This window comes from Rothia mucilaginosa (assembly GCF_964210535.1).
GTDB lineage: Bacteria > Actinomycetota > Actinomycetes > Actinomycetales > Micrococcaceae > Rothia > Rothia mucilaginosa_F.
This window is the reverse complement of sequence record NZ_CAXOMR010000006.1, coordinates 50,106-76,242: the sequence shown is the minus strand read 5'-3', so window position 1 is coordinate 76,242 and position 26,137 is coordinate 50,106. Positions and strand designations below refer to the sequence as shown.

The window sequence follows — 26,137 nt, the reverse complement described above, 5'->3', positions numbered from 1 at the left end:
TCAAGCTAGCGACGCTGAACCGTTCGTCGCAACGGTGATTTAGAAGATACCTCGGGTTGCGGGTGCGTGGCAGATGCCTCCTTCGCAGAAGCAGTGGCATTGCCCGCCCGTTCAACCCGAATTGCAAGTTTCGGTTGGTTCCGTTGACGGAACGCAACCACAATGAGAGAGCAGGGACACAAGATGGCCGAACTGACCATCAATGCCGAAGATGTCCGTAATGCGCTGAACGAGTTTGCAGCGTCTTACGAACCCGGCAATGCAGAACGTGTTGAGGTGGGTCGAGTTGTATCGGCCTCCGACGGTATCGCTCGTGTCGAGGGCCTTCCCTCGGTTATGGCGAATGAGCTGCTTCGTTTCGAAGACGGCACCCTCGGCCTCGCACAGAACCTGGATACCCGCAATATTGGTGTGATTGTCCTGGGTGACTTCACCGGTATTGAAGAGGGCCAGGTCGTACACCGCACCGGTGAGGTCCTCTCGGTGCCCGTTGGCGACGCGTACCTCGGTCGCGTTGTTGACCCCCTCGGTAACCCGATCGATGACCTGGGCCCCATTGAGGCTGAAGGCCGCCGCGCACTGGAGCTGCAGGCTCCCGGCGTGACCCAGCGTAAGTCGGTTCACGAGCCGCTGCAGACCGGTCTGAAGGCAATCGACTCGATGATTCCGATCGGTCGCGGTCAGCGTCAGCTGATCATTGGTGACCGCCAGACCGGTAAGACCGCTATCGCGATCGACACCATTCTGAACCAGAAGGACAACTGGGCTTCCGGTGACCCCGAGAAGCAGGTTCGATGCATCTACGTGGCTGTTGGCCAGAAGGCATCCACCATTGCAGCTGTCCGCCACACCCTTGAGACTCGCGGCGCGCTGGAGTACACCACCATCGTGGCATCTCCCGCATCCGACGCAGCAGGCTTCAAGTACCTGGCACCCTACACCGGTTCGGCTATCGGCCAGCACTGGATGTACGGTGGCAAGCACGTCCTCATCATCTTCGACGACCTGTCGAAGCAGGCAGAAGCATACCGCGCTGTGTCCCTGCTGCTGCGCCGCCCGCCGGGACGTGAAGCATACCCCGGTGACGTCTTCTACCTGCACTCCCGCCTGCTGGAGCGTTGCGCTAAGCTCTCCGACGACCTCGGCGCAGGTTCGATGACCGGCTTCCCGATCATTGAGACCAAGGCAAACGACGTTTCCGCCTTCATTCCGACCAACGTCATCTCCATTACTGACGGCCAGATCTTCCTGCAGTCCGACCTGTTCAACGCTAACCAGCGTCCGGCAGTCGACGTCGGTATCTCCGTCTCCCGTGTTGGTGGTGCCGCACAGACCAAGGCTATGAAGAAGGTCTCCGGTACCCTGAAGCTGGAGCTGGCACAGTACCGTTCGATGGAAGCGTTCGCAATGTTCGCATCCGACCTGGACGATGCAACCAAGGCACAGCTGACCCGCGGTTCTCGCCTGACCGAGCTGCTGCGTCAGCCGCAGTACACCCCGTACGCAGTTGAAGAGCAGGTTGTCTCCATTTGGGCTGGTACCTCCGGTCACCTCGACGACATCGAGATTTCCGACGTGCTGCGCTTCGAGGAAGGCTTCATCGAGTACCTGCGTCACAAGACCTCGGTACTGACCGATATCGCTTCCTCCGGCAAGCTTGAGGATGACACCGTTGCAGCTCTGAAGTCCGCAGTTGCTGACTTCAAGCAGGGTTTCAAGTCTGAGGGCAGCAGCCACCTCGTCGACGCAGGTCACGAGGAGCACAAGGCAGCTCGCGATAGCGACATCACTCAGGAAACCATCGGTTAGCGATTAGTCCTCGCCTTCTCCCCGCCTCAGCTATGAGGCTGGGGCGGGGCAGAAAGCAAGGAGAAAGGAAGCTCTATGGGAGCCCAGATTAGGGTTTACCGACAGAAGATTGCTTCGACGTCGTCTATGAAGAAGATCTTCAAGGCGATGGAGATGATCGCGACCTCCCGCATTAACAAGGCTCGTAACGCTGCTCAGGCAGCCGGCCCTTACGCGAACGCTCTGACCCGCGTGGTGACTGCGGTTGCGACTCAGCACGGTATTAAGCACCCGCTGATTCACAAGCCGCACGAGTTCGGAACCTACGAACACCGTCGCTCCGCAATCCTGGTTGTTACCAGTGACCGCGGTCTGGCAGGTTCGTACTCCTCCGCTATCCTGCGTCGTACCGAATCTCTGATTGAGAGGCTGCGCTCTAACGGCCAGGAGGTACAGCTGTACCTGGTTGGCCGTAAGGCAAAGGCTTACTTCGAGTTCCGTGAGCGCCCCTACGCCCGTGCGTGGGAGGGGCACACCGATGCACCTCGTGTTGAAACTGCCGTCGAAATTCGTGACGCGCTGCTCGAAGCCTACGACCTGCCCTTCGAAGAGGGCGGCGTGGACGAACTGCACATCGTATACACCGAGTTCAAGTCGATGGTTGTTCAGGAACCCAAGATCCTGCGCCTGCTGCCCATCCACGTGGGTGACGCAAAGGCTATGGGCGAGGAAATCGTTCCCGACCAGGAACTGACCAAGGCTGAGTACGAGCAGGCGGCATCCTTCGAGTTCGAGCCCTCCGCCGAGGAAGTGCTCAACGCGCTGTTGCCGCGCTACATTGCATCGCGTATCTTCTCCTGCCTCCTGCAGGCAGCAGCAAGTGAGCTGGCATCCCGCCAGCGCGCGATGAAGACCGCAGGTGACAACGCTGAGACGCTGATTACCAAGTACACCCGTTTGATGAACAACGCACGTCAGGCGGAAATTACTCAGGAGCTCTCCGAAATCGTGGGCGGCGCAGACGCCCTCGGCTCCTAGTACTTGTACGCCAACGAAGCCATCAACTGTCCAAACTTTCTAAGTAAGTGAGAAATATGACTGCCACCTACAACGAATCGGTCTCCGCACCGACTCAGGGCGCAACGGGTCGTATTGCCCGCGTCATCGGCCCCGTGGTCGACGTCGAGTTCCCCGCCGGTCAGGTCCCCGAGATTTACAACGCTCTGACCACCGAGCTGACCCTCGACGGTCGCACCCGCACCATCACCTTCGAGACCGCACAGCACCTGGGCGACTCGATCGTTCGCGCTATCTCCCTGCAGCAGACTGACGGCCTGGTCCGCGGTCAGGCTGTAGTCGACACCGGCGCACCGATCTCCGTCCCCGTTGGTGACGGCGTGAAGGGCCACATCTTCAACGTTCTCGGTGACGCACTCGACGTGCCGAACTCCGAGATCAAGGCTGACACCTACTGGCCGATCCACCGTGCCGCTCCCGGCTTCGCAGAGCTGGAAGGCTCCACCGAAATGCTGGAGACTGGTATTAAGTCCATCGACCTTCTGACCCCCTACATCAAGGGCGGTAAGATTGGTCTGTTCGGTGGTGCAGGCGTGGGTAAGACCGTGCTGATCCAGGAAATGATTACCCGTGTGGCTCGTAACTTCGGTGGTACCTCCGTGTTCACCGGTGTTGGCGAGCGTACCCGTGAGGGTAACGACCTGTGGGTCGAAATGGAAGAAGCAGGCGTTCTGAAGGACACCGCTCTTGTGTTCGGCCAGATGGATGAGCCCCCGGGAACCCGTCTGCGCGTGGCACTGACCGGTCTGACCATGGCGGAGTACTTCCGCGATGTTCAGAACCAGGACGTGCTGCTGTTCATCGACAACATCTTCCGTTTCACTCAGGCAGGTTCTGAGGTTTCCACCCTGCTGGGCCGCATGCCCTCCGCAGTGGGTTACCAGCCGAACCTGGCGGACGAAATGGGTCTGCTGCAGGAGCGTATTACCTCCACCCGCGGTCACTCCATCACCTCCATGCAGGCAATTTACGTGCCTGCGGATGACTACACCGACCCGGCGCCGGCAACCACCTTCGCGCACCTGGATGCGACCACCGAGCTCTCTCGTGAAATCGCATCGCGCGGTCTGTACCCGGCAATTGACCCGCTGTCCTCCACCTCCCGAATTCTGGACGCACAGTACATCGGTCAGGAGCACTACGACACCGCAATTCGTGTGAAGGCTATTCTGCAGGAAAACAAGGAACTGCAGGACATCATCGCGATTCTGGGTGTGGACGAGCTCTCCGAGGAGCAGAAGATCGTCGTGGCACGTGCACGTCGTATCGAGCAGTTCCTCTCCCAGAACACCTACACTGCAAAGCAGTTCACCGGTGTCGAGGGTTCGACCGTTCCGCTGAAGGACACCATCGAGTCCTTCCAGATGATCTGCAACGGCGATGTCGACCACATCCCCGAGCAGGCGTTCTACAACATTGGTGGTATGGACGACGTTATGCGCCGCTACGAGGAAATCAAGGCACAGACTGGAGCTAAGTAATCATGGCTCTGAAAGTTGAAGTTGTTTCCCGCGAACGCGTCGTGTGGACTGGCGAAGCGAAGTACGTTCGTGCACGCTCCGTCAGCGGTGACCTCGGCATCCTGCCGGGCATGATCCCCACCTGCACGCTGCTGGCACAGGACGGCGAGCTGCTCATTGAACCCGTTGATGGTGAGCCCATTAAGACCATCCTCAACGCAGGTTTCTTGACCGTCTCGAACGATCACGTGACCATCGTTGCAAAGCACGCACAGATCTAAAGCTGGTTCCCCTCAGCGGGAATTAGCCACTGTGTACACCTCGCCGGTGTTCCACCCTGAAAGGGGAGGGGCACCGGCGATTGGTGTATCCGGGGGTAGATTGTTTACGCAGAACGAGAGTGTGCACAGAAAGAACGCGTGCGCCGAAAGAGCGCGGGCAGAAAGATGATGGGCTGAAAAGGGGCGCCTCCCATGGTCGGGAGGCGCCCCTCAAGCTATGTGCAGCTGCTTAGCCTAGAGCCGTTTAGAACAGACGGTCAGCTAGAACAGACGGTCAGCGGAGTCGTCCACGCCGCGCATCGCATCGTAGTCCAGGCTCACGCAGCGGATACCGCGGTCCTCAGCCAGGGTACGTGCCTGCGGCTTAATCGTCTGTGCCGCAAATACGCCGCGCACCGGTGCCAGCAGCGGGTCACGGTTGAGCAACTCCAGGTAACGGGTCAGCTGCTCCACACCGTCAATATCGCCCACACGCTTGAGCTCAACCGCCACGGAGACGCCGTGCGCATCCTTCGCCATGATGTCTACCGGACCGATAGCGGTCGGGTACTCGCGGCGCACCAGCGAATAGCCCTCACCGAGAGTGTGGATCTGCTCTGCGAGCAGACGCTGCAGATCAGCCTCCACACCGTCCTTGATGAGGCCGGGATCAACACCCAGGTCGGTGGCGTGCTCGTGCTCAATCTTGTAGATGCGAATCATGAGGCGGTCATCGCTCTTAGCTGCCTGAACGGTCCACAGCTGCTGAACATCGGACTCCAGGTCCTCACGGATGCTCTGCGGAACGTCCTCACGCTCAGCCACCAGCAGGGAGCAGGGAGGGCTCATCCAGTTCAGAGGCTTGTAGGAACCGCCGTCGGAGTGAATGAGGACGGAGCCGTCATTCTTGACCATCAGCAGGCGGGTAGCGCGGGGCAGGTGGGCGCGGAGGCGGCCCTCATAATCTACGGAGCATTCAGCAATGACAATACGCATCCGTCCACTCTAGCAGGTACGAGTGTTTGGCTCTAGCAGGTGAGGGTATGAGCTAGGGAATCTGAGCTTGGTACAGGTCACGGTACAGGGCGGGGGAGTACCGCCTCAGCATGAGTACCACGCCAGTATGTGGAAGAGCGTAGAGCGAACAGCGGCAGGGCTGGTAGATAGAGATAGCTGAGCGGCGCGGTAGAATAGGGCTCATGGCACGTAAGAATCATCCCGGCAGGCGAGTATCCGGCACCACCAGCGATAAGTGGCACCGTCAAGCACCCGCAGGGCGTGATATCAGCAGGATCCTCGACCCTGCGCCCCGACTGGAACGTGACCGATACGGTGACTGGCTGGTGCAATACATTCCCGCCGTCAACGCCCAAAAAACCTACACCTGCCCCGAATGCTACCGCCCAATTCCGCCCAGAACAGCGCACCTGGTGGTGTGGCAAGAAAGCCACACAATGGGCCGTAGCCGCGCCATTGACGAGCGCAGGCACTGGCATCAGCATTGCTGGCGCACCCGCCGTAAATAGGCTGAACACTGCACTTGAGGTGCAGCCTAAGACCACATTTTTGACCAAGACCACATTCTCGAATCCATTTCTTGAAGGAACGCAATGAGCAACACCGCCGATATCACCCGCGAGCAGGAATTCGATCCCGCCCGCTACGTCTTCAGCACCGCCGCTGAGCCCACCCCCATCAAGGCACGTACCGTCCTGCCGGCACGCCGCGAGAACTTCACCGTCACCACCGCGGACGGCAAGCGCCTCGTCGGTGAACTCGCCCTGCCCGAAGGCGAAGTCAAGGCAACCCTGGTGACCTTCCACCCGCTGCCCACCCACGGCGGCTACATGGACTCGCACGTGTACAAGAAGGCGTCCTTCCGCCTGCCGGCGCTGTCGAACATCGCGGTGCTGCGTTTCAACACTCGCGGCACCTCCTCGATTCGTGGCACCAGCGAAGGCGTCTTTGACGGCGGCTTTGCCGAGAAGAAGGACTTCGACGCAATCCTGAAGTTCGTGCGCGAGCGCGCCCTGCCGAACCCCTGGCTGGTCGGCTGGTCCTTCGGCACCGAGCTGGTGCTCAAGTACGCGCCCGAATACGCGGACGAGTTCACCGGCGCTATTCTGCTCTCTCCGCCGCTGCACCGTGTGCACCCGGCTGAGCTGGACGAGTGGAACAAGATCTCGAACCCGCTGTACGCGCTGGTGCCCGAGCACGACGACTACCTGCAGCCTCCGGCGGCGCGTGAGCGTTTCGCGGCTGTACCGCGCACTCGGGTGATTCCCTTTGAGGGGTGCAAGCACCTGTGGGTGGGCGAGAAGTCCGTGCAGCAGGTCCTCAACACCGTGGTCAGCATCGTCACCGGTGCACCCACCGAACTGCCCACCGAATACAGCGGCCCGGTGGCAGAAGAAATCACTGAGCTCTAAAAGTTCGGCATAAAAACACGGCATAAAGCATGAAGGCGGCGGCTTTGGATAGAACATCCAAAGCCGCCGCCTTCGTATCTATACGCGATGCGTGCCCCGCGGGAAGAGTAGCGAGCGCGTAGAGAAACCTAGAGCTGTTTACAGCTGGAGGTGACTACAGTTGGGCGGTGACTATAACTGGTCTTGGCGAGGAATGAACACCTCACGCACCAGAATCAGCATGGAAGCTGCCACCGGAATAGCAATCAGCGCACCCAGCACGCCCCAGAGCGCGCCACCGGCAGCCACCGAAATAATTGCAACACCGGCAGGGACCGAGACAGCGCGAGCCATAATACGCGGAGAAATCAGGTACGCCTCCACCTGCAAGTACAGGAAGTACGCCACCGCAAACCACAACGCAAGGCTCCAGTCCTGAGTCAGCAGAATCAGCGAGGTCAAAATCAGCGCAATCACGCCACCAACCAGCGGAATGAACGCCAGAATCATGACCACCAAAGCCATCAACTGCGGGAAGCTAAAGCCCAAGAACAACATTATGAAGAATGCGAAGAGGGCGTTCAGAATGGCTACCATCGCCTGGCCCATCACGTAGTTACCCACCGACTCAGTAATCTTGTCGGTAATGTACTTGACACGCACACGCTTAGACGCCGGCGCCAAACGCACACCCCACGCCTTAATCGTGTCCATCGACGTGAGGAAGTACAGGGACAGGAACAGCACAATAATCACGCCGGTCACGCTCTGCGCCAGGGTAGAACCCGCAGAAACCAGGCTCGACATGAAGCTATTGACCTGCGAAGAGGAGAACGTCGACTCCAAGAACTTCGGGACGTTCTCATTCACCCAGGTGCTGATGCTAAAACGCTGATCAAGCTCGTGGTACCAATCAGAATCAATCGTGTTCTGATAAATACCCGGCGCGTACTGAACGAACTTAGAAGCCTGCTCGCTAATAATCGGGCCAATGGTCATGACCAGACCGGTCACGGCGCCAGCAAAACCAGCAAGCACAGCAATCACACCGATACCGCGCTTAATGCCCCATGACTCCAGGCGACGCACAATCGGGTCCAGACCCAGAGCAATGAAAATAGCACCGGTCACCCAACCCACCAGAGCGCCCACATTATTGAAAATGTAGTAGGCGAAGAGCGCCAAACCGACGCCAACGGTCATGAGGAAACCGAACGCAACCGGGTTGTGCATCATGGAGGTCTTGCCGTTACCGACCACCTTCGGCGCCGGGGGAGCATCCTCAGAAGCGGCGGGGACCACCGGAATGGTATCCGTAGGAGGCATGGACGCACGGCGGCGGTTGGAACGCACCTGGCTGATGCTTTCGGTCAGCTCGCTGAAGGTCTCCGTAATCTGGTCGGTGAGGGATTCCTTCTTGCGTGGCTCGTCAGACGATGACGTCTCTTCGGGAGCTGCTGATGCTTTCTTCTCGCTCATGCTCTTCCTTTCCGGATCATTCCGGGTATTTTTTCTCTACTGTGCCATTCTACCGGCTGGTTTACTTTGTTACGGCGTCAACGGTGAACGTTAGAGGTATGGGAGCGCAGGTGGGAGAGGTATCAGCGGGGTGGTCCGGACACTAGCCCAAACATAATCCCCGGCATGAGCTCAGAGCGTAGGCGGCAAGGAACACGCGCTCGCAACGGCGCGTTGTGGGGATAATAGAGGAAGGAACGCGTGAAGGATTTAGCCCGCACGCAACGATAGATAAGAACGATAGATAAGAACGTAAAGGAGCCCAGGATGAGCATTATTTTTGATCCGGCAGACCGCGGCGCATCCCAGAACGCGGCACAGGGTAACGGCGCCCAGAGCGGCGCAGGACAGAGCGGTGCAGCGCAGGAGATTCCCGCCTCCGTACGCAACGCCATGGAACTGAACCCCAACGCCGGGGCGCAGAACGCAGCGGCACAGGGCACCGGGGCGCAGGGTAATGCCCAGACCGGTGAGCAGACCCCCTCCGCACCCACTTGGCGCTACGAGGTCAACACCCCCGAAGAGTTCCAGAAGTTCGTGCAGCTCTCCAGCCAGGGTGCCGTGATTTTTGCGCTCTACGCGCCGCACTCGCCCTCCTCCCTGCAGATGCTTGAGGGCGTGCAGAAGCTCGTCGACTCCGCCGCAGGCACCATGATTTGCGCCGCCGTGGACGTCACCAAGCTCCCCGAAGCCGCCCAGGCATTCGGCGTGAGCGGCGTGCCCGCGGGCGTTGCTGTTCTGGCGGGCCGCCCGGCACCAATCTACACCGGCCCGGTCAGCGCAGAAGACCTCGGCGATGTGCTCTCCCAGGTTCTGCAGCTCGCGGCACAGTACCAGTTGCCCGGCGGCTTCGACCCGGTCGTTCCCGAAGACGAAAAGCCCCTGCCGCCCCTGCACGCAGAAGCCGTCGCCGCCCTCGACCGCGGCGATTTGGAGGGTGCACGCGCCGCATACCGCAAGGCAATTGCCGAGAACCCCGGCGATAAGGAAGCGAAGCTCGGCCTGGAACAGGTTGAACTACTCGCCCGCGTGAAGGACCTGAACATGGCAACCGAACGCGCGGCCGCCGCGGCAGACCCCATGAACATTGACGCCGCGTTCAACGTAGCCGACCTGGACCTGGTCGGCGGCCATGTGGAGGACGCCTACAACCGTCTGCTACGCCTGTTCAGCGCCGTCGGCCCCGACGATAAGGCGCGCGTGCGTGAGCGCCTCGTGCAGCTCTTCGACGTGGTGGGTGCATCTGACCCGCGTACCGTGAAGGCGCGTGCGGCACTGACCATGGCGCTGTTCTAAAAGGCACTGTTCTCAAAACAGCTTGCGAAGGGAGCTGAGCCGGTCTAACTGGCTGATCTAGTCTGCTGAAACTTTGAATACGGACGGGCTATCGTCTACCTCTGCACTCGTGCTACTGGGTGGGCGGTAGCCCGTTTTGCGTCTGCTATTGAGAGCGGGTTCGGGGGGGGAGAGAGAGCGACCAGCCCAACCTGACAGATAGCGTGGCTGAACGCTACAAATAGAGCTCCGGAATGTCCATATACTGCATGACAGATGCGTAATATGCGGGTTTTATCGCCAAACCCTATAGACCTTTCTACAAGGGGTGATAGGGTGACAATATGAACACTAGTCACTTTTCCCAGGACCCGAATCCGCAAGAGCCAGGTTCACAGCAGAACCCGGTACAAGAGACCGCAGTAGAGGCAGCACCCGCTGCGGCAGTACCTCAAGCTATAGTCCCCGAATCTGCAGCGCCGGAAGCTGTCGTACCCGCATCGGTGGCACCACAGCTACCCGTCACCCCGCAGACCGCACCGGCGGCAGGCGCTCGACCCGCCATCGAAATCCGCGGCCTCACCAAGGCATTCGGTCAGAAGGTCGCCGTCGACCGCATCAACCTCGACATCCCCTCCGGATCCTTCTACGGACTGGTCGGCCGCAACGGCGCCGGTAAAACCACCACCATCTCCATGGTCACCGGCATGCTCAAGCCCAACGAAGGCACCGCATACGTGCGCGGCATCGACATGTGGACCGACCCGCTCAAAGCCAAGGCACACCTGGGCGTGCTGCCCGACGGCGTGCACCTCTTCGACAAGCTCACCGGCGAGCAGCTCATCACCTACTCCGGCTACCTGCACGGAATCGATAAGGAAACCGTCGCCTCCCGCGTTAAGGATCTGCTCGCGGCCATGAACCTGACCGACGCTGCGGGTCGTGCCGTTGCCGACTACTCCGCCGGTATGACCAAGAAGATTGCGCTCGCCGCCGCTCTCGTTCACGCGCCCTCCGTACTGATCCTGGATGAGCCTTTCGAAGCGGTCGACCCGGTTTCTGCCGCCAATATTCAGGACATTCTGCGTGGCTTCGTTGCCTCCGGCGGAACTGTCATTATCTCCTCGCACGTGATGGACCTCGTTCAGCGCCTGTGCGACCACGTAGCCGTCATGGACTCCGGCCGTATTCTCGCCGCCGGAACCGTCGACGAAGTACGCGCCGGCGTGAGCCTTGAAGAACGATTTGTGCAGCTGGTCGGCGGCCGCACCTCCTCGGAAGGATTGTCATGGTTGGGCACCTCGTCTCACTAAAGTGGCAGTATGTGCTCGCTTCCTTCCGCCGAAGCATCTGGGCGCTCATCGGCCTGATTTTTGCGGCGCTTTATGCGGGCGGTATGCTCTTCGGCCTCGGCTCCGCATACGTTATCGCTAACTCGGAGGTACCCGAATACGGTCAGCTCGGAACCCTCCTGGTAGGCGCGGTTATTGCGCTCGCCTGGGCTATCGTCCCTATCTTCTTCAGCGGACTGGACGGCACCTTGGACGAGAGCCGATTCGTGCTCTTCCCCATCAAACCCTCCACCCTGCAGAAGGGCCAGTTCCTCGGCGGGTTCGTGGGTATCCCCGGCATCGCCAGCATCATTGCCGTGCTGCTGGGCGCTATCACGTTTATATCGCAGCCGCTCGCGCTGGTCGTGTACCTCATCTGCTGCGTGCTCGGCCTTGCGAACCTCATGGTGTGGGCGCGCCTCGCTAACCGCCTGGGCATGGCGCTGAACGATAACCCGCGCATCGCCAACACCCTGATGATCGTTGCCATGCTACTGATGATGAGCGCCGGCTTTATCTTCGGTGGAACGATAACCTACCTGACCAAGCACTGGGAAGAGGTGCTGCCCTACCTGCCGTGGCTCAGCGTGACCCCCTTCGGCTCCGCGTTTGCGGTGCCCTACTTTATGGCGAGCGGCAATATGGGCGCCGCCCTTGGCTGCCTGACTCTGACCCTCGTCTACCTGGTCGGCGGTTGGTGGCTGTGGGGTAAGAACCTGGCACGCTCCATGGCGAATGTGGGCGGTAGCGCCCACCACGCGAGCGCAGCCGAAGTCGCTGCAGGCGATTTGGGCCTGTTTGCACGGTTCCCCGCAACCCCGCGTGGCGCCGTGGCAGCACGAACCCTGCACTCATTCATGAAAGACAACCGTCTGCAGTTGCTAACCGTAAGCACCGCCATGCTTTACCTGATACTGACGGTGGGCATGCCGCTGTTCCTGAGCTCTGTAGGGTCCGTTAAAACTCATGTTGATTTTAATGGCATCAACGCGGCTGAAGCCAACCAGATTATCAATAGCGGCGTCATGCAGCTCTTCGGATTCTGGATGTACTTCTGCACCGTTTTCACCGGCTACTACATGTGCTACCTCGTCTCCTACGACAACACCGCATTCAGCCTGCATGTGCTCTCCCCGCTGCGCGGTATTGACGATCGTCTCGGCCGTCTTTGGGGTTACAGCATCCTGATGGTTCCGATCGTAGTGGTGATGGTGTTCGTCGCCTCAGCGGCAAATGGGCACCTGGAGCTTTTCCCCATTGTGCTGATGCACCAGCTTGGCGTGCTCGCCGCAGCGGCTGGCATGGGCAGCGTGATGGACACCTTCATTAGTCCGCCTGTGGCGCCTCCCGGGGCTAACCCGTTCAAGAACCCGAAGAACACTGACGGCTTCGCTAAGCAGCTACTGCTGATGCTCACCATTATTTTGGTGATGCTCAGCGCACTACCCGGCGGTATCTCCGTTATCGTGTATATTTTCAGCACGCAGGATATGCTGACCCTCGTCTTCGGTGGCTTGATTCAGCTGCTGATTGGTGCCGCACTGCTCGTGGGCGGCGTGGCGTGGGGCGGCCATCGCTACGACAAGGTCAGCTCCAAGATGCTGGAGCGCGTGGCACGCTTCCAGGCGAACTAACAAGAGTCGAAGCTCCAGTGCATCAGGAATAAAAGAGAAGGGTTCCGTGTTAGGTACTAAGCCTGGCGCGGAACCCCTTTTCTGTGCCGCCCGAATTTCTAGCCCTGAACTTTCTAGCCCCGAACTTCTAGCGGAAAGAAGCTCACCGCAATACCTAAGAGTCTATGGCCCAGCTGTGGTCTACCTCCATATTGACCGCCCGGGGGCTCAGCACCTCCCAATAGCTACTAAAATAGATAAGGCGCCGACCGCCCACCCGAGCGGCGGCACCCCTCACCCTATGTATCCCACCTCATCATCAAGGAGAAACATGAGCTCGATCGAAGGCATCGAAGACCCCTTTGGCCCCGGAACCGCAGGCGGCACCGCCCTGCTCGAACGCGAAGAAACCCAGCTTTCTGAGCCCGGCGACCACGAGCGCTTCTCCCACTACGTACGCAAGGAAAAGATCCTCGAATCGGCACTGACCGGCGAACCCGTGCGCGCCCTCTGCGGCAAAATGTGGGTACCCGGCCGCGACCCGCAGAAGTTCCCCGTCTGCCCCCAGTGCAAGGAAATCTACGAAGGCCTCGCACCCGGCAACGATGGCGACAACGGCTCCGGCGAATAATACGCGCTAGACAATGCAACCTGGGCAATATGCCTGAATAAATACATCTGAATAACATGCTCAGCTGCGAAGACCGAAGGTTCTAAACGCCTCATGAGACTTTGCTGACGAGCACCAAATTCTTGCACCACAGCCCGGCAACAACCCGCGGATGTGGTGCTAGAATTTAACCTCGCTGTGCCCGGACCGCCAGAGCGCCAGAAACACCAGAGCATCAGGAACACCAGACGCCCACCTCTTAATGGGGGAGAGGCGCCTGCGCTGAGGCAACTAGCTCTGAGTCGGCAGAGGGAACCAGCAGAGGTAGACGAGGAAGAAGGAGAGAATGAGCGCACCCGCAGAGGAACCCACACTATTTGACAGTATGGTGAAGCCGAAGCTCTCCCCGGCATACCCCGACCGCGCCCCCTGGGGTACTTCCGTCAGCCTGCGCGCCTGGCAGGCAGAAGCCATGCAGAAGTACTTCGAAACTAACCCCCGCGACTTCATGGCGGTGGCAACCCCCGGTGCGGGTAAAACCACCTTCGCGCTGACCCTCGCCAAGGAACTGTTCAACCGCGGCACGGTGCGCCAGCTCATTGTCGTGGCGCCGACCGACCACCTGAAGAAGCAGTGGGCTGACGCCGCCGCGAAGGTCGGTATTCCGATTGACCCGAACTTCAAGAACGCGGATGTGACCATCAGCCGCCACTACAAGGGCGTGGCGCTGACCTACGCGCAGGTGGCGAATAAGCCGCAGCTACACGCCCGCAACACCGAGGCGACGAAAACCCTCGTGATCTTTGACGAGATTCACCACGCCGGCGACTCCCTCTCCTGGGGTGACGGCCTGCGTGAAGCGTTTGATGATGCGACCCGCCGCGTTGCGCTGACCGGTACCCCGTTCCGCTCGGATACCTCCCCGATTCCGTTCGTCACCTACGAAGTGGACAACGACGGTATTCGCCGCTCCAAGGCTGACTACTCGTACGGTTACGGTCCTGCGCTGAAGGACCACGTGGTGCGCCCGGTTATCTTCATGGCGTACTCGGGTCAGATGCGTTGGCGCACCTCCGCTGGCGAGGAGATGGCGGCAAACCTGGGTGAGGGCTTCACCAAGGACATTACCTCCCAGGCATGGCGCACCGCTCTGGACCCCAACGGTGAGTGGATTCCGACCGTGCTCGCCGCCGCCGACAAGCGCCTGACTGAGGTGCGCCGCACCGTGCCCGATGCCGGCGCGCTCGTCATCGCAACCGACCACGCGGACGCCAAGGCCTACGCCGAACAGCTGCAGAAAATCACCGGCGAATACCCCGCCGTGATCCTCTCAGACGACCGCGAAGCCTCCGCGAAAATCGACGAATTCCGTGAAGGCATGCAGCGCTGGATGGTCGCCGTGCGCATGGTGTCCGAGGGCGTGGACGTGCCCCGCCTCGCCGTGGGCGTGTACGCCACCAGCACCAGTACCCCGCTGTTCTTCGCGCAGGCTATTGGCCGTTTCGTGCGTGCCCGCAAGCGCGGCGAAACCGCATCCGTGTTCCTGCCCTCGGTGCCGCAGCTGATGATGCTGGCCAACGACATGGAAGTAGAACGCGACCACGCCCTCGACCGCGGCGCACCCCAGGAAATTGACCCCATGGTTGAGGGCCTGGACGACCACCTGCTCGAGGAAGCGAACCGCGAGGAGCGCGCCTCCGAACAGTTGGCACGCGGCAAGTTCGAGGCGCTCGGCTCCGAGGCATCCTTCCACGGTGTGCTGTTCGACGGTGCCGAGTTCGCCTCCGGCAACCTTGCCGTGGGTAGTGAGGAGGAGCAGGACTTCCTGGGTATTCCGGGTCTGCTGGATGCCGAACAGGTGGGCACGCTGCTGCGAGCGCATCAGCGTGAGCACGCGGCACGCCGTCCGGCAACTGCGGCGCCTTCGGTGGTGGATCACCGCCAGCTGAAGGCGCTGCGCAATAAGTTGGCGAAGAACGTGGCGGCGTGGTCGATTCGTTCGGGTCAGCCGCACGGCGTGATTCACAACGAGCTGCGTAAGATTTGTGGCGGCCCGGCGGTCGCGCAGGCTTCTGCTGAGCAGATTCAGGCGCGTATCGATAAGCTGTCGGACTGGTTCGTGGGCCGACGCTAGAACGTGAATAGAACGTAGAGAGAAGCCCCGCGAGTGTGTATGCGCTCGCGGGGCTTTTGTGTGCATAAAATGCAGAAATATTGGGTCTGAGGCGCGATAATCATGGCAGTGCGGAGATAGAACGTGTAGCCTAGTGGGGGTAAGTTCTTTAGAAAACACGGCATGGTCGCCGGGCTCAGGGAACTTTCCATTGATGCGTAGCATATAGGTCTGTGCTGGGTCATCAAAACTTTAAGAAACACCATGTAACCAACCCAGGATGGCGCGCCCCCGGATAGTGCGCAGTGGGACGGTTGCACCAACCATTGAAGGACAGTGATGTCTCATATCTCTCGCCGTAAGGTCGTGAAGGGTGCCGCCTGGGCGACCCCTGTGATTGCGGCTTCAGCAGTAGTGCCAGCTTACGCTGCTTCAAAACCGGATTGCACCGTGTCAGAAAAACCTTACATGTCTGCCTATGCTGACATGTATAAGCGCGGGGAAGAAACGGAATATCTTCATAGCCGCCTTACCTTCTATAAGATACGTTTTGAACTGATCGGTGGTGCAGGTGGCGGAGGCTTTGAAAACAACTCTCTCGGCGGTTCAGGTGCGAAAGTAACCGGAGTTATCGGGGTGGATGGTCCGGCAACTATTGAGCTCATCGCAGGTGGCGGCGGTATGCTCGAAGTCCGAGGGTACGGAGCTGACAATTTAGATGAGTACCGGACTGAAGGCTCCCAAGGTGGCCAAGGTTTCGGTAACGGTGGTGGAGTTCCCAGCTCCAGGATTCCCGATGACGTGATGAAAAAGCTAACCAAGCGCTGGGTGTGGGCTGCTGATTGGGATCACGGTCCGCATCCTAAGCAGCCTATGGAAGAGATTTATGGATGCTCGGGCGGCGGTTCCTCGGCTCTGCTCATCAACGGTGAGGTCATCGCTGTTGCTGGCGGCGGTGGCGGTGGTGTCACCCGGGCAACAATGTTCACGACGGAACCTGACCCGGACCATTTCCCAGGAATTGTTGACGCTCGTATGATTGGCCCGGAAAACCAGACCCGCCCGCCCGTGCTCAGTGTGGGTGGGTCGGGGGAACGCGCACGCGGTGGTGACGCCACAACTGGGCGTGAATATTATGCTCAGGACCCGAGCGTTCAGCTGACTGTTGAAGGTGGCAAGGGTGGCGGTAATGGTATTGGTGGTGCCGGTGGTGCTAAGCCGACCGTGTTGACTGGTACCCCCAATGATATCTTTAGCTTCGATAGTCAGAATAAGCAGGTGCTTTATAGCTCCTCCACTGCAGGTAATCCCGGGACTAATGGTCTGCAAGGAAATGGTGGCGACGGCGTGATGTCTGTGAGCTATCAGCTGGATAACCACGATATGTACTCTCAGTATTACGAAACTCTCCGACGCCCTGATGGAACCTATAAATATCTGTCCTACTATCATCTCGCCCCATACTTCAACGGCGCGCAGGTCATTGTGTCCGGTGGTGGCGGTGGCGGTTACGGTGGTGGCGGCTCAGGCGCGGCGCTCTCACAGTCTGCTATTACGATTGCTCAGAAATGGAATAATAACCCGACGGGTGCTCGCCAGAGTATCAGCTCTGCGCAGCTTGCCGGCGCGGGTGGCGCAGGTGGATCTTATCTGGCTCCGAGCGTTATTGAAGGTGAAATTTCTCGGGCCAATAATGCATACAAAGGCTCGCAGTATGGTCAGGGGGGCACCGCGACGGTGTATCTTTGTGAGGTATAGTCAACCTTCCCTGCCTAAGGTGAGCACGTAAATACCTTTGGATAAGGGGGCCCCGCGGGTGCGCATGCGCTCGCGGGGCTTTCGCGTGCCCGTAATATTTGGTCGTATAAGCAGAGATGACCCTCAACTAGAGCCTTATACCTGTAGGGTAGAAGAGGAGACGATATTCGGCACCGAACGCAATCTTCGGCACGGATACCTCCCCGTTCTTAGACACCGGCCAGAATGAATAAAAGGGCAGTGCTGAGTGCATGAGCGGTGCACATATAGAGAAACACCAGGTCACCGTTTCCCAACCACGCACACCTGAAGCACCATATTTTCCGCTTCGCAACTGAGGCGGTAGCGTAGCACCTGATGAGCCCCGCCTCCGGGGATGCATCAGCCCGGCACAGCCTGCCGCCCTGTGCACGGTAGGGGAGCGAGCACCTGAACTAACCACACCGAAGGACATTGATGTCTACTCATATTTCTCGCCGCAGGGTCGTTGCGGGTGCCGCGTGGGCTGCCCCCGTCATTGCCACCTCGGCTGCTGTTCCCGCGTTCGCTGCATCCCTGGACTGCGTCTTTGCTGACAGTCCCCACAAGTTCTTGAGGGGATATAGTGACTATCGTGTAGAAGAGGAATTCACCGTCCCCGCTAACGTGTATAGGATCCGCTTCGATATTTTTGGTGGTGGCGGAGTCAGCGACACTGGCCACGAAAGCGGCTCGGGCGCCCGAACCACCGGAATCGTTGAAGTGAAGCCGGGACAGACGGTTCGTGTCATTGCTGGCGGCGGTTCTGGAGATAACTACCATCGGCGGGGCAATCTTGCGACTGGTGGACCCGGACGAGGCGGGCGTGGCTACGGCGACGGCGGCGACGCACCCCGATTCACCATGCCTGCCGAAGTGGTGGCTGAAGTGACCAAACGTTACCCGGGCGCCCTCAACTGGAGGGAACTTGAAGACGGCCCTAAGGGCACCGTTGAGGTTTATGGACACCCCGGCGGCGGCGCCTCGGCACTGCTGATTGACGGCGAAGTCATCGCTGTTGCAGGCGGTGGCGGTGGCGGCGGCGTCACCTACTCCTACACTTCAGCGCCTCACGCTAAGCATTTCCCCGCTGTTCTTGATGCGAGCGTGACTAATTTTTACCATCCGACTGTTCGTCCCATCCGCAGCTTTGCGGGTAGCGGTTTGAGCACTCGCGGTGGAGACGCCACCACAGGAACCCAGTTCTACACCCACAGCCTGAACACTAAGGTATCTGTTGACGGCGGTAAGGGCGGAAACAATGGTGCAGGTGGCGCGGGCGCAGCTAAGCCTGAGGTGCCGACCGGTAGCCCCAACCATATCTTTAGCTACGACAGCCAGAATAACCAGGTGCTGTACAGCTCTTCGGCCGCAGGTAACGCGGGCGGCTCCGGCTTTAAGGCTAAGGGCGGTAATGGTGCTGTCGCTTATAGCTACCAGCTCGACAATAACGACCCGAAGAACCTTGAAGTGCTGACTCTGCCCGGTGGTGAGCGCATCGAATTCTCCGCCGAGGAAACCGCTGCGGAGTTCAACGGCTACCAGTTCGCAATGTCCGGAGGCGGTGGCGGCGGCTACGGTGGTGGCGGTTCGGGTGCTGCACTGGCGCTGTCTGCTATTACGACCATTCAGAAGTGGAATAACAACCCTGCGGGCATCCGCCAGAGCGTGAGCTACCTGCAGTTCTCCGGTGCCGGTGGTGCGGGTGGTTCGTACCTGTCGCCGCGCGTTATTCAGGGTGAAATCTCTAACTCTATGAACGCGATGAGGGGTGGCATTAACGTCCATGATGGCGAGGCCAAGGTGTACCTCTGCGAGACTAAGGGCTAGTCTTAGCGCCCTCTGAAGATGAGGGGTGGAAGCCCGCGGGCGTGTGCGCTCGCGGGCTTCTTTGTGCTCAGAAATGTTGGAATGAGCGAGGCTATAGTGTGGCGAGTTGAGAATGTTTTTCAGGGTCTATACTCTAGAAAATGAATATTGCACTCAGTGCACAATGGTGTAAATTATTCACTCTACTCAACCCACACCCTCAACCCTCATGAAAGAAAACCTCATGCCTCACAACGCACACCCCACCCGCCGCACCATCCTCACCGGCGCGGCATGGGCACTGCCCATCATCGCCGCCTCTGCAGCCGTACCCGCATACGCCGCCAACAATACGCAGACCGGCGCCTCCCACACCATCAAGGGACAGGCAAACGGCCGCAAGACCGTCAAGACCTTCACCGTCCCGGCGGGCGTACGCGAACTCAGCTTCACCCTCACCGGCGGCGCGGGCGGCACCGTCATGGCACGCAGTCAGGGCGGATGCGGTGCCAAGGTCACCGGCACCGTCAGCGTCACCCCCGGCGCAACCGTAGAAATCGTCGCGGCAGCCGGTGGTATCGGCGTGCTCGAGCGCGTCACCCGCAACGGCGCAAGCTGGAACGAATCCAAGCCCGCAACCGGTGGTGAAGGCTACGGCAAGGGCGGCTCCTCCGCCGCTCAGGTCACCGTTCCCGCAGGTCCGAAGGCTATTATCGACGCGGCAAACCCCCGCACCTACGGCAATCCCACCGCTGGCGACGGCGCACCCCACACCCACTTCAAGCGCAGCATCTACGCCGCATCCGGTGGCGGCTCCTCCGCACTGCTGATCAACGGCACCGTGGTTGCTATCGCAGCAGGTGGCGGCGGCGGACACGTGCGTAACTCCAGCTCCACCGCACCGCTGCCCGGCTCCAGCTACGCCATTAGCCCGGTCTGCGGCCTGGAATGGGTGCGTGGCGGCTCCGGCGGCAATGCAGAAGCCGCCATGGGCTATGAAGGTGCTGCCGCAAGCGACGCCTACAGCGTCGAGGCGAACCTGCAGATCATCGCAACCCCCGGCACGGGTGGCTCCGGCGGTCGAGGCGGCATGGGTGCTATCGCAGACACCCTGCCCACCGGCGACCACGGTTTGGTCGGCTTCGGCTCCCAGAACAGGCAGGTCATCCACAGCACCAGCAACGCGGGCGCAACCGGCGACGCCGGCTTCAACGCAAACGGTGCGGACGGCGTGGGCGCGTACGCCTACCAGTACGACAAGAACGACCCGGCGAACCTGACCGGCACCGCAACCGCACGAACCACCAGCATCACCATCAGCAAGAACTTCTTCGGCTACCAGACCGTGGTTTCTGCTGGTGGCGGCGCAGGCTACGGTGGCGGCGGCTCCGGCGCGGCGAACGCGGTTTCGGCAATTATCATCTCGCAGCAGTGGTGCAACAATCCGAAGAACCCGCGCCGCGCGGTCGGCTACGTTCAGCAGGGTGGCGCCGGTGGTGCTGGTGGTTCCTACCTGGCACCGAGCGTGCGTAACGGTGCGATTGTTGGCACTAAGGAAGCGCCGGTTGGCCCGAACGTGCGCGTGAACGGTATGGCGGAGGTTCGCTTCAAGTAAGCGGCTCAACCGGCTACATGACCGCCGGGGTTCTTTGCCCGGCGGGTGCTGAGAACGCTAGGTCATGGGCACGCTAGGTCATGGACACACTAAGAGGCGGGGAGCCTGGGACGTACTATCCCAGGCTCCCCGCCTCTGTGTATTTAGCGCCCGGTATTCAGTGCCCGCCTAGATGGCGAGTCACCGGCAGAGCTGGTGGAGGCTAGAGAACCTCAACCACCTCAACGCCCTCGTCCTCAAGCTCGGCAACCACGTCATCGAGCTTGTCTTCGTGCACGGGCGCGGTCAAGTCAAGCAGCACACGAGTCTCGTAGCCTGCATCGACCGCGTCACGAGCGGTTGCAAACACGCAATAATCGGTGGCAATACCGACAACGTCGACGAACTCGATGCCGCGCTCATCCAGCCACTCCGACAGGGGAGTCTGCGGGCCGTCCTCGGACGCATCCGCGCCGGGCTCGTGCTCGCCGGTTGCAACCTCATCCTCGGGAGCCAGAAGACCCTCAAAACCCGAGTAGGCTGCCTCGAAGCGACCCTTACGGAAGTACGCCTCAATGTAGTCGGTGTCCAGGTTCTCGTGAATCTGCGCGCCTTCGCTCTTCGCCACGCAGTGCACCGGCCAGGAATCAACGTAGTCCGGGGTGTCGGAGAAGTGCGAACCCGGCTCAATGTGCCAGTCCTGGGTTGCAACAATCGCGTCGTAGTGGTGGTGGTTATTCTCCACGTACTCGCTAATCAAAGCGGCAACGTCCGCACCGCGCTCGGTGGCGAGGGCGCCGCCGGCGCAGAAATCGTTCTGCACGTCAACAATAATCAGTGCCTTAGACATGTCTGTCCTTTACAAGTAGGAATGAGTTTTCGCTCTGGTTTGTCAGGCGAAAACAGTATCTCAGAAGGGTGGTTTAGATGAACTCGGTCGGAATGATCGGCTCACCCTCCGAGAGGCGGCGGGCAGCTTCGGGAAGCTCCGCCAGGGAGGCTGCATGGCGGGCGGTTGCGCGGCGCACGCCTTCCTCACCGGTGAAGCCGGGGAGCAGTTCGCCGTTGCGGACGAAGTCCACCATGAGCGGGCGGGTGTCCTCAAGCAGGTTCGGGTCCTCGTGGGTGCCCAGAACCTCGGCGGTAGCGATGCCCATGCCGTTGAGACGGCGGGCTGCACGCTTGGCGCCACCGATGGACGCCTTACCAGCCGAAGCCTTAGCGACCGGCTGCATTTCGCCGGCGGAGTTCTCACGCTCAACGACCTTGTACACCATGGAGGAGGTCGGCGCGCCGGAGCCGGTGACCAGCTTGGTGCCCACGCCGTAGGAATCCACGGGTGCTGCCGCCAGGGAGGCGATAGCGTACTCGTCCAGGTCGCTGGTGACGGTGATCTTGGTGTGGGTGTTGCCGAGCGAGTCGAGCAGTTCACGCACGCGTGCCGCGGTGGCGACCAGGTCGCCGGAGTCCAGGCGCACGCCGCCGAGCTCTTCGCCGGCGAGTTCCACGCCGAGGCGGACCGCGTCGTCCACGTTGTAGGTGTCCACGAGCAGGGTGGTGCGGGCGCCGAGGGAGCGCAGCTGCGCCTCGAATGCTTCACGTTCGCTGTCGTGCAGCAGGGTGAAGGCGTGGGCGCTGGTGCCGATGGTGTGCAGACCGTAGCGCAGACCAGCCTCCAGGTTGGAAGTGCCCGCGAAGCCCGCAATGACGGCGGCGCGTGCAGCAGAGACGGCGGCGCGTTCGTGGGCGCGGCGCGAACCCATTTCGAGGCAGGGACGGTTGCCTGCGGCGGCGCTCATTCGGGAGGCAGCGCTCGCCACGGCGGAGTCAAAGTTCAGGATGGACAGCAGGTAGGTTTCGAGGACGCACGCTTCGGCGAAGGTGCCTTCGACCTGCATGACGGGGGAGTGGGGGAAGAACGCTTCGCCTTCTGCGTAGCCGCGGATGTTGCCGCTGAAGGTGAAGGATTCGAGGTAGGAGAGAGTTTCTTTGTTGACGATGTTGCGGGAGGAGAGGAAGGAGAGTTCTTCGTCGTTGAATCGGAAGTTAGCGAGGCCTTCGAGGAAGCGGCCGGTGCCTGCGAGGATGCCGTAGCGGCGGCCTGCGGGTAGGCGGCGGGTGAAGACTTCGAAGGTGCACTTACGGTTGGCTGCGCCGGAGGCGAGTGCCGCCTGGAGCATGGTCAGTTCGTAGTGGTCGGTGAGAAGTGAGGTAGTAGCCATGTGTTTATTGTAGTGGGGGATTGGGGTATTTTTCCTATTAATTCGGCGTGTCAATCAATACATAAAGTATTCTTGACTCTAAGTGCTGTAGTATGACAAATTACCAGCACTCTGTGCGGGAGCAACGCAGGATGAACACCGCAGCGGCATAGGACGAACACAGAGGCAACACATACCCGCCCGTATAATCAAAGGGAACCGGCCGCAAAGGAAAACCAATGAACACTACCGCCGTGACCCTCTCTACCGGAACCCTCGAGGACACTGACCTCGATACCGCACTGGAAAACATCCTCGCCGCAGACACCCCCTGGAAAGTCATCGTCTGGAACGACCCCGTCAACCTCATGACCTACGTGTCCTACGTCTTCCGTAGCCACTTTGGATACTCCCGCGCCCGCGCCGAAGAACTCATGTTGCAGGTGCACAATAACGGCAAGGCAATCGTCTTCACCGGCTCCCGCGAAGACGCCGAAAAACACACCCAGGCAATGCACGCCTGGGGTCTGCTGGCAACCTTCGAGAAAGTAGAAAACTAATGGCGCGACCCTTCCGCCGCACCCCCGGAGGCTACACCGCCTCCTTCGAACCCGCCGAACGCGACCTGATTCGTGAACTCGCCGAAGACGTGCGCGCGCTGCTGCGACCGGCAGATACCACCGCCGACGGCGGCACCGTCGACCCGCTGGAGGTGCTGGTCGGCATCACCGAAACCCCCACCATCCCCGCCGACAGCGCCGTGGCGCGCCTGCTGCCCTCCGCAAGCAGCGACGACGAGGCTGCCACCGAATACCGCCGCTACACCGAACGCGACCTGCGTGAAACCAAACGCGCGAACCTCGCCATGCTCGCCTTCGACATTGAATCCAGCGACCTGCGCCTGAATGAGGAGCACGCCCGCGCCTGGGCTGCCGCGCTCGGCGATATTCGACTGGTGCTCGCAGACCGCCTCTACATCGTGGATGAAGACACCGCAGAAGATATTGCGGCGTTCACCGACCCTTCCGAGATCGAGACCCAAGAAGAGTACATGGCTGTGGTGTACAACTTCGTCTCCTGGGTTCAGGACTCGCTCATGCTCGCCATGCTTGACGGGCTGGACGACGAAGAAGAGGAAAAGTCCGGCGAGGCAGATGGCGGGGAAAAAGAGCAAGAATAGAACAAATTTTTCAAATTCACCTCAAACTATCGTCATATACAACCACATAATGGTGGTTCTCGACTCATATAACCGCTCAACGGACTAAAAGGGTAACCTTAGCGAGTTAGCATAGAACGTGGTACCCGACCGATAACGAAGTGTAGGTGACACATGAGTGACAGCATCGACGCAACAAATCCCTACCGTGCCCGCACCCCCTGGGGAAGCCCCGCGCCTGTAGGCCCCACCGCCGCGGCACCCATCGGCGTCTTCGACTCCGGCGTTGGCGGACTCACCGTGGCACGCGCCATCATGGACCAGCTGCCTCACGAACGCATCATCTACGTCGGCGACACCGCCCACGGCCCCTACGGACCCCTCAAAATCGCAGAAGTACGCGCCAACGCACTGCGCATCATGGACGAACTCGTCGACTCCGGCGTGAAAATGCTCGTCATCGCCTGCAACACCGCCTCCGCAGCGGTGCTCCGCGACGCCCGCGAACGCTACACCCGCCAGTACGGCATCCCCGTCATCGAGGTGATTCAGCCCGCCGCCCGCCGCGCGCTCGCCGCAACCCGCAACCGCAAAATCGGCGTGATTGCGACGGAGGCGACCGTCACCTCCCGCGCCTACGAGGACACTTTCGCGATCACCCCGAACCTTGAGGTGCACTCGGTGGCGTGCCCGCGCTTCGTGGAGTTCGTGGAGAAGGGTATTACCTCCGGCCCCGAGCTGCTGGAGACCGCCCGCGAGTACCTGCAGCCGCTCAAGGATGCCGGCGTGGACACCCTCGTGCTCGGTTGTACCCACTACCCGCTGCTGGCCGGCGTGATTTCCTACATTATGGGTGAGGACGTCACCCTGGTTTCCTCCGCGGATGAGACCGCGAAGGACGTGTACCGCGAACTGCTCAACCACGCCATTGAAAGCCCGGTCCCCGAGGAAAACCCGCACCACGAATTCCTCGCCACCGGCGAATCTGAAACGTTCTCGCACCTGGCGCGCCGCTTCCTCGGCCCCGAGGTCACCAACGTTCGCCACACCAGCTCCGTGGCTGAACGTTACCCGACTGGCTCGCTTGCCGCCATCACCCCCGAAATGCTCGCGGCACACCGCAACATTAACCTCGGTGGTGACGAGGCAGAATCCGACCAGGTAGCGGAGGCTACTGCAGGCACTGAATTTTCTGGCACCACCACTAAGGACGACTCCTCATGCGTCTAACCGTTATCGGTTGCACGGGTTCCTTTCCCGGCCCCGTCTCACCGGCTAGCTGCTACATGCTCACCGCCACGGACTTCGCGGGTCGAACCTGGCGCATCATCATGGACATGGGCAACGGCTCTCTCGGCATGCTCCAGCGCCATATTGACCTGAGCGATATCGACGCGATTCTGATTTCGCACCTGCACCCGGACCACTGCATCGATCTGTCCGGTCTGCACGTGGCGGTCAAGTGGGATCCGCGCGGCTGGCCCAAGGGCCGCATTCCGCTGTACGGTCCCGCCGCGATTAACGAGTACCTTTCGGCGACTCACGGCCTGGACCCGGATCCGGGCATGAGCACCGAGTTCGAGTACCACACTTGGACCGAGGGTGAGCCCGTGCAGATTGGCCCGTTCCGCGTGGAGCCGTTCCGCGTGGTGCACCCCTCGAAGGATCCGTACGCCCTGCGCATCACCTGCAACGACCGCGAGGGTCACACGATTTTCGCGTACTCGGGCGATACCGACCTGTGCGAGGGTCTGATTAAGGCTGCTCGCGGTGCCGACCTGTTCCTCTGCGAGGCCGCCTATCAGGAGGGCCGCGATGACGCCCTGCGCGGTATTCACCTGACCGGCAAGCGTGCCGGTGAGGCAGCGCAGGAGGCGGGCGTGCGCAACCTGCTGCTGACCCATCTGCCCGTGTGGAACGACCCGGATATTGCCCGTGCCGAGGCGCGTAGCGCGTTCTCCGGTCCCGTAGGTGTTGCAGAAATGGCGGCAAGCTACCGCATCTACCCGCGCCCGACGGAGGCTCACCCGGTCACGTCCACCCTGAACGTGGTGGAGGTGCTTGACCCGCCGCTGAACACCGCGATTGCGCTCCCTAAGCCCGAACTAGATTAGGTGAAGCCCAAGCTGGACTAGACCAAACCCG

General features: G+C 60.5%; 22 protein-coding genes. 18 read left to right on the top strand and 4 right to left on the bottom strand.

Annotated elements, in window-relative coordinates; translation table 11 throughout:
• Positions 1 to 183 precede the first annotated feature (183 nt).
• From atpA to AB8C10_RS03565, 4 genes are all read left to right on the top strand, one after another.
• Positions 184 to 1,809: a F0F1 ATP synthase subunit alpha gene (atpA, locus tag AB8C10_RS03580; protein WP_005506458.1), complete on the top strand. Its 1,626-nt coding sequence runs from the start codon at positions 184 to 186 to the stop codon at positions 1,807 to 1,809.
• Between the two features lie 75 nt (positions 1,810 to 1,884).
• Positions 1,885 to 2,826, top strand: coding sequence for a F0F1 ATP synthase subunit gamma (locus tag AB8C10_RS03575; protein WP_049340654.1), 942 nt, complete (start codon positions 1,885 to 1,887; stop codon positions 2,824 to 2,826).
• A 56-nt stretch (positions 2,827 to 2,882) separates the two neighbouring features.
• Entirely contained in the window at positions 2,883 to 4,346 is a 1,464-nt protein-coding gene (atpD, locus tag AB8C10_RS03570) for a F0F1 ATP synthase subunit beta (RefSeq protein ID WP_005507810.1), read from the top strand.
• A 2-nt stretch (positions 4,347 to 4,348) separates the two neighbouring features.
• Positions 4,349 to 4,606, top strand: coding sequence for a F0F1 ATP synthase subunit epsilon (locus AB8C10_RS03565; protein ID WP_049340652.1), 258 nt, complete (start codon positions 4,349 to 4,351; stop codon positions 4,604 to 4,606).
• Positions 4,607 to 4,867: 261 nt separating this feature from the next.
• Here the strand turns inward: AB8C10_RS03565 and nucS are convergent, their stop codons facing one another.
• Complete coding sequence (nucS, locus tag AB8C10_RS03560) at positions 4,868 to 5,581, bottom strand: endonuclease NucS (protein WP_005506450.1); 714 nt, start codon at positions 5,579 to 5,581, stop codon at positions 4,868 to 4,870.
• Between the two features lie 203 nt (positions 5,582 to 5,784).
• Between nucS and AB8C10_RS03555 the strand changes: the two genes are divergently transcribed.
• Together AB8C10_RS03555 and AB8C10_RS03550 are read left to right on the top strand one after the other, a co-directional pair.
• Positions 5,785 to 6,111 (top strand): ATP/GTP-binding protein, encoded by a 327-nt coding sequence (locus AB8C10_RS03555; RefSeq protein ID WP_083309155.1) that lies wholly within the window; start codon positions 5,785 to 5,787, stop codon positions 6,109 to 6,111.
• Between the two features lie 84 nt (positions 6,112 to 6,195).
• On the top strand, positions 6,196 to 7,014 hold the full coding sequence (locus AB8C10_RS03550) for an alpha/beta hydrolase (protein ID WP_070690097.1): 819 nt from the start codon (positions 6,196 to 6,198) through the stop codon (positions 7,012 to 7,014).
• 171 nt (positions 7,015 to 7,185) lie between these two features.
• Here AB8C10_RS03550 and AB8C10_RS03545 read toward each other — a convergent pair whose 3' ends face one another.
• Positions 7,186 to 8,472, bottom strand: a complete 1,287-nt coding sequence (locus AB8C10_RS03545) for an AI-2E family transporter (RefSeq protein ID WP_368866853.1) — start codon at positions 8,470 to 8,472, stop codon at positions 7,186 to 7,188.
• A gap of 306 nt (positions 8,473 to 8,778) precedes the next feature.
• Here AB8C10_RS03545 and AB8C10_RS03540 point away from each other — a divergent pair, with 306 nt between their 5' ends.
• The 8 genes from AB8C10_RS03540 (at position 8,779) to AB8C10_RS03505 (ending at position 20,653) form a co-directional block, all read left to right on the top strand.
• Positions 8,779 to 9,807, top strand: coding sequence for a tetratricopeptide repeat protein (locus AB8C10_RS03540; protein ID WP_368866852.1), 1,029 nt, complete (start codon positions 8,779 to 8,781; stop codon positions 9,805 to 9,807).
• 323 nt (positions 9,808 to 10,130) lie between these two features.
• Complete coding sequence (locus AB8C10_RS03535) at positions 10,131 to 11,099, top strand: ABC transporter ATP-binding protein (RefSeq protein WP_368866851.1); 969 nt, start codon at positions 10,131 to 10,133, stop codon at positions 11,097 to 11,099.
• Positions 11,075 to 12,751, top strand: a complete 1,677-nt coding sequence (locus tag AB8C10_RS03530) for a transporter (RefSeq protein WP_368866850.1) — start codon at positions 11,075 to 11,077, stop codon at positions 12,749 to 12,751. The genes AB8C10_RS03535 and AB8C10_RS03530 overlap by 25 nt, the downstream gene beginning before the upstream one ends.
• Positions 12,752 to 13,061: 310 nt before the next feature.
• Positions 13,062 to 13,361 (top strand): DUF3039 domain-containing protein, encoded by a 300-nt coding sequence (locus AB8C10_RS03525; protein WP_005506434.1) that lies wholly within the window; start codon positions 13,062 to 13,064, stop codon positions 13,359 to 13,361.
• 325 nt (positions 13,362 to 13,686) lie between these two features.
• Positions 13,687 to 15,474 carry a DEAD/DEAH box helicase gene (locus AB8C10_RS03520; protein WP_294627078.1) on the top strand — a complete coding sequence of 596 codons (1,788 nt, stop codon included), beginning with the start codon at positions 13,687 to 13,689 and terminating at the stop codon, positions 15,472 to 15,474.
• Between the two features lie 318 nt (positions 15,475 to 15,792).
• A complete protein-coding gene (locus tag AB8C10_RS03515) occupies positions 15,793 to 17,211 on the top strand; it encodes a transcriptional initiation protein Tat (protein ID WP_246823580.1) in 1,419 nt (472 codons plus the stop codon).
• Positions 17,212 to 17,667: 456 nt separating this feature from the next.
• Positions 17,668 to 19,059, top strand: coding sequence for a transcriptional initiation protein Tat (locus AB8C10_RS03510; protein ID WP_368866849.1), 1,392 nt, complete (start codon positions 17,668 to 17,670; stop codon positions 19,057 to 19,059).
• A gap of 223 nt (positions 19,060 to 19,282) precedes the next feature.
• Complete coding sequence (locus AB8C10_RS03505) at positions 19,283 to 20,653, top strand: hypothetical protein (RefSeq protein WP_368866848.1); 1,371 nt, start codon at positions 19,283 to 19,285, stop codon at positions 20,651 to 20,653.
• Positions 20,654 to 20,855: 202 nt separating this feature from the next.
• Here AB8C10_RS03505 and AB8C10_RS03500 read toward each other — a convergent pair whose 3' ends face one another.
• Positions 20,856 to 21,482: an isochorismatase family protein gene (locus AB8C10_RS03500; protein ID WP_368866847.1), complete on the bottom strand. Its 627-nt coding sequence runs from the start codon at positions 21,480 to 21,482 to the stop codon at positions 20,856 to 20,858.
• Between the two features lie 73 nt (positions 21,483 to 21,555).
• Positions 21,556 to 22,854, bottom strand: coding sequence for a nicotinate phosphoribosyltransferase (locus AB8C10_RS03495; RefSeq protein ID WP_368866846.1), 1,299 nt, complete (start codon positions 22,852 to 22,854; stop codon positions 21,556 to 21,558).
• 218 nt (positions 22,855 to 23,072) lie between these two features.
• Between AB8C10_RS03495 and clpS the strand changes: the two genes are divergently transcribed.
• The 4 genes from clpS to AB8C10_RS03475 all read left to right on the top strand — a co-directional run bounded on the left by clpS (position 23,073) and on the right by AB8C10_RS03475 (position 26,106).
• Entirely contained in the window at positions 23,073 to 23,393 is a 321-nt protein-coding gene (clpS, locus tag AB8C10_RS03490) for an ATP-dependent Clp protease adapter ClpS (RefSeq protein WP_049352970.1), read from the top strand.
• Positions 23,393 to 24,013 (top strand): DUF2017 domain-containing protein, encoded by a 621-nt coding sequence (locus AB8C10_RS03485; protein ID WP_368866845.1) that lies wholly within the window; start codon positions 23,393 to 23,395, stop codon positions 24,011 to 24,013. The genes clpS and AB8C10_RS03485 overlap by 1 nt, the downstream gene beginning before the upstream one ends.
• A 153-nt stretch (positions 24,014 to 24,166) precedes the next feature.
• Positions 24,167 to 25,222, top strand: a complete 1,056-nt coding sequence (gene murI / locus AB8C10_RS03480; protein ID WP_368866844.1) for a glutamate racemase — start codon at positions 24,167 to 24,169, stop codon at positions 25,220 to 25,222.
• Positions 25,213 to 26,106: an MBL fold metallo-hydrolase gene (locus tag AB8C10_RS03475; protein ID WP_294639713.1), complete on the top strand. Its 894-nt coding sequence runs from the start codon at positions 25,213 to 25,215 to the stop codon at positions 26,104 to 26,106. The genes murI and AB8C10_RS03475 overlap by 10 nt, the downstream gene beginning before the upstream one ends.
• Positions 26,107 to 26,137 lie beyond the last annotated feature (31 nt).